Origin of the sequence: Pseudomonas sp. LJDD11, assembly GCF_024584215.1 — a bacterium.
In the GTDB taxonomy this organism is placed as follows: domain Bacteria; phylum Pseudomonadota; class Gammaproteobacteria; order Pseudomonadales; family Pseudomonadaceae; genus Aquipseudomonas.
The window spans coordinates 42,315-48,576 of record NZ_JANJFL010000036.1; the positions used below are offsets into that span (position 1 = coordinate 42,315).

General features: G+C 52.8%; 4 protein-coding genes and 2 pseudogenes. 3 read left to right on the plus strand and 3 right to left on the minus strand.

Features of this window, described 5'->3' with window-relative positions; translation table 11 throughout:
- Nucleotides 1-29: 29 nt before the first annotated feature.
- Together NRB16_RS29875 and NRB16_RS29880 are read right to left on the minus strand one after the other, a co-directional pair.
- Nucleotides 30-797 carry a methyl-accepting chemotaxis protein gene (locus tag NRB16_RS29875; protein WP_373568514.1) on the minus strand — a complete coding sequence of 256 codons (768 nt, stop codon included), beginning with the start codon at nt 795-797 and terminating at the stop codon, nt 30-32.
- Nucleotides 798-887: 90 nt separating this feature from the next.
- Nucleotides 888-1,979 (minus strand): annotated as a pseudogene (locus NRB16_RS29880) (cache domain-containing protein); the annotation flags it as partial.
- Nucleotides 1,980-2,526: 547 nt separating this feature from the next.
- Between NRB16_RS29880 and NRB16_RS26925 the strand changes: the two are divergent.
- From NRB16_RS26925 to proX, 3 genes are all read left to right on the plus strand, one after another.
- Nucleotides 2,527-3,630, plus strand: a complete 1,104-nt coding sequence (locus NRB16_RS26925; protein ID WP_253118162.1) for an alcohol dehydrogenase family protein — start codon at nt 2,527-2,529, stop codon at nt 3,628-3,630.
- Entirely contained in the window at nt 3,627-4,730 is a 1,104-nt protein-coding gene (locus NRB16_RS26930; RefSeq protein WP_253118161.1) for a mandelate racemase/muconate lactonizing enzyme family protein, read from the plus strand. Before NRB16_RS26925 ends, NRB16_RS26930 begins: the two co-directional genes overlap by 4 nt.
- A gap of 177 nt (nt 4,731-4,907) precedes the next feature.
- Complete coding sequence (gene proX / locus NRB16_RS26935) at nt 4,908-5,927, plus strand: glycine betaine/L-proline ABC transporter substrate-binding protein ProX (protein WP_257107361.1); 1,020 nt, start codon at nt 4,908-4,910, stop codon at nt 5,925-5,927.
- Between the two features lie 155 nt (nt 5,928-6,082).
- Here the strand turns inward: proX and NRB16_RS26940 are convergent.
- Nucleotides 6,083-6,262, minus strand: a pseudogene (locus NRB16_RS26940) (hypothetical protein); the annotation flags it as partial.

Consider the following 6,262-nt stretch of genomic DNA (forward strand, 5'->3'; position numbering starts at 1 on the left):
CAGCAAGATCAGTCATTCCAAACTCACCATCAGGTCCGGAACTTCTGTACCAACCCGTCCAGTTCGCTGGATAGCGATGCCAGGCTTTGAGAGTCAATGCGCGCCAATTGCGCCAGCTCAACAATCGTTTGTGCATCGCCATGAATCTGGCTGATATGCCGATTGATGTCTTCAGCCACTTGATGCTGCTCTTCTGCGGCGGTAGCGATCTGGGTATTCATGTCACGGATGACGTCTACTGATTGGCGAATCTGGCCAAAGCTGATACGGGCTTGGCCGATCTTGCTCACCGACTGCTCAGAAACCTCAAGGCTAGAATGCATCTGTTGAGCCACTGAAGCAGTGCGGCGGGCCAGATTGCCCAATAAGCCGTCGATCTCGGCAGTAGAGTCTGCGGTGCGTTTTGCCAAGGCCCTGACCTCGTCAGCAACGACGGCAAAGCCGCGACCCTGCTCACCCGCACGCGCTGCTTCGATGGCCGCGTTAAGGGCAAGCAAATTGGTTTGCTCGGCAATCGAACGAATGGTGTTCAGGATTGACTGGATGTCATTACTGTCTTTCTCCAACTGCGTCATATCCTGCGCAGAACGGGAAATTTCCTGGCTAAGGCGATCCACACTTTCCACCGCATCGTCTATCTGCCGCTGGCCATCGCGTGCCTGCTGCTGACTCGTATCTGCCGACTCAGCAGCCTGGCTGCAAGAGCGCGCGACTTCGTTTGCTGTGGCGACCATTTCATGGAAAGCGGTGGACACCATATCCACCGCTTCACGCTGGCGGCTCGCGGCCTGTGACATATTGCCTGAAACTTGAGTAGCGCTGTGCGAGGCTACAAGGATACTGCTGGCGGCTCTGGATATATGCTGGATCAAGCTGCGGATAGCGTCCAGAAACTGGTTGAACCAGCCAGCCAATTGGGCCGTCTCATCGTTGCCACGCACGGCCAGAGTTACGGTCAAATCGCCTTCGCCTTGAGCAATGCCCTCCAGACCGCTCGACACACCACGGATCGGGCGGACGATGAAACTGGCGAAAGTCGCTCCCAGCCCCGCAAAGACTACCGCCAGCACAGCAGTGATAATACCGATCAGCCAGGTCAGTTCATTGGCTGCTGCCATGACTTCGTCCTGTTTGATCAGGCCGATAAACGTCCAGCCAAGCTTTTCAGCAGGATAGACATTGGCCATATAACGCTCACCATTGATCTCTACCGCAGTCAGACCTTTTGATATCTTGGCCAGCTCATTAAGCCCGCTCCCCAGCTCACCAAGCTTCTTGAAGTTATTCTCAGGCTGCCTGGGATCGACAAGCACGTTGCCGTTATCCTCCACCAGCATCAGGTAACCAGTCTGACCCAGCTTGATCTGTTTGACGATGTTGGTCAGTTGCTTGAGCGTCACATCAATGCTCATTACCCCGCCCGGATTACCCAGACTATTAGGTATGGCGCGTACCGTCGCAATCATCACTGCGTCATCGCCGGCCCAATAATAGGCATCGGTGCGCACTGTTTTGCCCGGGTTTTCCAATGCCGTTTTGTACCAAGGCCGGACACGAGGATCGTAGTGGGTGCCGAGGCTCTGCCCGTCGGGCCAGAACGCGTAACTGCCGTTGGCCAAACCGTAAGAGATATAGGAGTAAGACGGGTGGCTTTTCGCTACGCGATCAAACAGCGCAATGATGCTCTTGCCCGCGTCCGACTCAGGCAGGCTCGCCAGTTCAGGGGTCAAAGAACTTTTGAGGCCAACACCTGCAGTGGCAATCAATGGATCAGAGGAAAGATAATCGATGTTCTGGCTAATACTTTCGAAGAACAACTGCATAGCGTTCTCGATCTGGCCTATTTCGCGCCCACTGTGATCGAAAAAGCTTTGCGTCGCTTCGCTACGCAGATTAACGACGACCACACTTGCCACAACAATAATGGGCAGGCATGCGATGATCGCGAACGCACCCGTCAGCTTTTGCTTGATATTCATGCAGGCCCCAATTTTTTTATTTATGGCAAGTCACAACAATCACTTATAGACCGCCTCTGGCTTATGTCGACCCTGGTGACACCTCGCGCCACGGCAAGACTTTTTATACAGAACCCAGCAATGGATGCGCCTGAGCGTGGCGGAATGTTAATAGCCATGCAAATATCGAAACAGAAACTTTTACTGCGGGCTATTGATAACCCAGGGTTATAGGTCTGCGACATCGTGTTCCCAGAGCAATACGTTATGGCCCGCACTGACTCCCTCACCTCAGCAAAAACCTCCGGCAACCCATAACAGCAGGTCATGATTAGCCTATATAAAATATCGATTTTCACGGTCGGCGACATCACCCTAGGATAGCGAGAAAACATCAACGACTCTTGAAAAATCCGATCGAACCTGACGCGTCCAAGGTGCTTAAAAACAGCGCACTACGATGCTCACCACACTCAGCCCTGCCTCACTTTTTGTTAACGCTCGGTGCGGCGTGTGCCCCCGTAAAATCAAAGCACTTTGTTAAACAACTCAATTCTCTGGAGATTTTATGTCAACCCTCCTACCCACCACGATGCATGCAGTCTTACTCAATGGCCTTGGCGGGATTGAGCAACTGGAATACAGGACAGATGTTCCTGTGCCACAACCTGGCGCCGGAGAGGTACTGATTAATGTGCGCGCCTCCGCTGTGAACAATACAGATATTAATACCCGGATAGGTTGGTATTCCAAATCCATCACCAGCGATACCGGGTCCGGGGGCGCTACCGGCTTCGAAAGTGTGAACGGCGACGATGCCTCATGGTCGGGTTCAGCGCTTGAGTTTCCGCGAATTCAAGGCGCCGACTGCTGCGGGTATATTGTGGCCGTCGGTCAAGGGATAGCGGCTTCTCGTATAGGCGAGCGTGTTATCGTCAGCAATCTTTTGCGTACCTATGTTGACCACAGGCCTTATGAGTGTTGGACATTTGGCAGCGAGTGTGACGGTGGCTTTGCCCAGTTTGCTGTGGCGCCCTCAAAAGAGACACTCAAGGTGGAATGCGACTGGAGCGACGCCGAGCTCGCCTCGATCCCCTGTTCATATTCAACGGCAGAAAACATGTTGCACCGGGCCAAGGTAGCTAAAGAAACCGTTCTGGTTACCGGGGCTTCAGGAGGGGTGGGGTCAGCGGCCGTTCAATTAGCCAAACGACGCGGCGCAACCGTTATCGCACAATGCTCAGCTGCCAAGGCTTCTGACGTTAAGGCACTGGGGGCTGACCGCATCATTGATCGCAATACTGACTTGATCTCGGCATTAGGCGAGCATGCTGTAGACGTCGTAATAGATGTGGTTGGCGGAAACGAATGGCCAACACTTTTACGTGTTCTGCGACCAGGAGGCCGTTACGCTATTGCCGGAGCCATTGCTGGCCCCATCACCGAGATAGACCTTCGAACCCTGTACTTGAAGGACCTCACGCTTTATGGCTGCACATTTCAAGAGGATGAAGTTTTTACTAATCTCGTGTCATATGTCGAGTCTGGCGAAATACGCCCTGTCGTTGCCAAAACCTATCCGTTAAATGAAATTCATCAGGCGCAACAAGACTTCTTGACCAAGACCCACATCGGCAAGCTGGTTTTAATCATCCCAGAGGTTGAACAATGAAAATCGCAAGTATCCATATTTACACACATGAATTGCCCGTTGTGGATGGCCCCTATACCATGGCCGGCCGAGTGATCTATTCGTTAACAACGACACTGGTCAAAGTTGTATCCGACAATGGACTGATTGGCTGGGGAGAGACCTGCCCGGTCGGCCCGATCTTCGCCGAGTCACATTCGCTGGGCGCCATAGCAGCCCTGACAGAAATGGCGAAAGGGCTCATCGGCACTGAGCTGCTGCCCGTCCCGCTTCACCGTCGCATGGATAAATTACTCAAAGGCCACAGCTATGCAAAAGCAGCTATTGATCTTGCTGCGCATGATCTACTGGGCAAACATTTAAAGCTCAGCGTTTGCGAGCTTCTAGGGGGCGCCCTCACCGATCGCGTACCCTCCTATTCAGTTGTCGGTATCAGCGACCCTGACGAATCGGTTCGCCTGGCAATCGAAAAACGTGATCAGGGTTATCCCCGTTTGCAAATTAAACTCGGAGGCAGGCCCATCGAGGAGGACATCGCTGCTATCAACAAGGTGTGGGAGGCCGTAGGGCGTTCGCGAATCAAGCTCGCTGTCGACGCCAATCGTGGCCTTACTACCCGAGATACGTTAAGGCTCTGTCGTGAGTGCGCGCATGTGCCTTTCATCCTCGAACAGCCATGCGAAAGCATCGAAGACTTCCAGAAAATTCGCTCACAAATCAGCCATGCGATGTACATGGATGAAAGCTGTACCAGCATCAACACGGCAATCACTGTGGCAGGAACCGGTCTGGTCGACGGTTTCGGAATGAAAGTGACTGCGCTGGGTGGTCTGCACCCGATGCGGGCATTCCGTGATATTTGTGCCGCGCGCAACCTGCCTCATACCTGCGACGACGCCTGGGGCGGCGACCTCATAGCTGCCGCTTGCACGCAAATCGGCGCGACCGTCGCTCCTGAGCTGCTGGACGGTGTCTGGATTGCAGCGCCAATGATCGAAGGTAACTTCGACCAGAAAAATGGCATCCGAGTCGAAGATGGTCATATCAAAGTTCCGCAGGGATTCGGTTTGGGCGTTGTGCCAGAGGAGGGTATCTTCGGGGAGCCTGTAGCGTCCTTCTGACATTCTGCTTCTGCACTAACCTGTTACTGACAATAAACACGGGCGTACATGAATACACTGCCACACCTGATTCGCACTCTGCATCGTACAACACCAAGAGGCTGCTTTAGCATAAGAAATACACTCGACACTTTAAATCTGCCGTACTTGAACACAATAACCAGAAGAAGGTATGCCATGAAGTATCAGTCCAGTTTTTCTCGCACGCTCATTCAATGCACCTCAGTACTTGTACTTGCTGCGGCCTCAATATCTGGCCATGCATCTACCGAAAAACCCGGTGAGGGTGTGAAGGTCACCGGTGCATTCCCTACCATTGCCGAAGAACGTTTCCGCGGCGAGATTGCCATCGCCGGGCTCAAAGAACTTGGCTACAACGTTCAGGAACCCAAGGAAACCGAGTACGCCACGATGATATTAGCAGTGGCCTATGGAGACGCCGATTTCACCGTACAGATGGTAGAGAATCTTCACGCCAGCTTTTACAAGAAAGCGGGTGGTGATGAGAACATGGTAAAAGCCGGTATTTTCATGGAGGGGATCCTGCAAGGCTACATGATCGACAAGAAAACCGCAGACGCTTACAACATAAAATCGGTCAACGATCTTAAAAAGCCAGACATTGCCAAACTGTTCGACACCGATGGCGATGGCAAAGCCGATTTAACCGGCTGCAACCCCGGCTGGGGCTGTGAGCTGATCATTGCTCACCATATGAAGGCGTATGACCTGAAAAAAACGGTCAATGTCAATCAGGGTTCCTACTTTGCATTGATGGCTGACACGATCGCCCGCTACAACGCTGGCAAGCCTGTCCTTTATTACACATGGGTGCCGCAGTGGATCTCCAACGTACTCGTGGAAGGCAAGGACGTGGTCTGGCTCGAGGTCCCGAAAACCGACTTGCCAAATGGAACGCAAGGGAATACCTGGTACGAAGGCAGGAATCTGGGATTCATCATTGATAATGCCTACTCGACGCTAAACCGTAAATTTGCCGAGAGAAACCCTGCGGCGCTGGCGTTCTTCAAACGCGTGCACATCAACGCTGCAGATGAAAGCGCGCAAAACATGAAAATGCAGCAAGGTGAGAACAAGCCTGCTGATATCCGTCGTCATGCCCAAGAGTGGATCGCTGAACATCGCAGTGAATTTGATCAATGGTTGCAAGCCGCAAGAGACGCGGCCAAAAAGTAAGACCTGATCTGAAATCATTGACATGACATCAGCTACGAAAGACGCCACGGCGTAGCTGATGTCGTTAAGCAAACGGCCAAACACGCCATGCGCGCGATTCGAGCGAGTGAACCGTTAATTAACGTCACCTACAAAACATTGATCACACGCCTCCATCACGATCTACCCGCCAACACATGGTCGTTGAATGCGCGAAGTTTAGGCAACACCTGTTGCCGACTCGGATAGTAGAGCGCTAATCCGGGAAAGTTTGTTGAGAAACTGTTGTGCAGGTAGTCGCGGCGGGCATTGCCGATGCGCGAGTGAATGCGCTGGACGCGGGCTTTCGCCTTCTT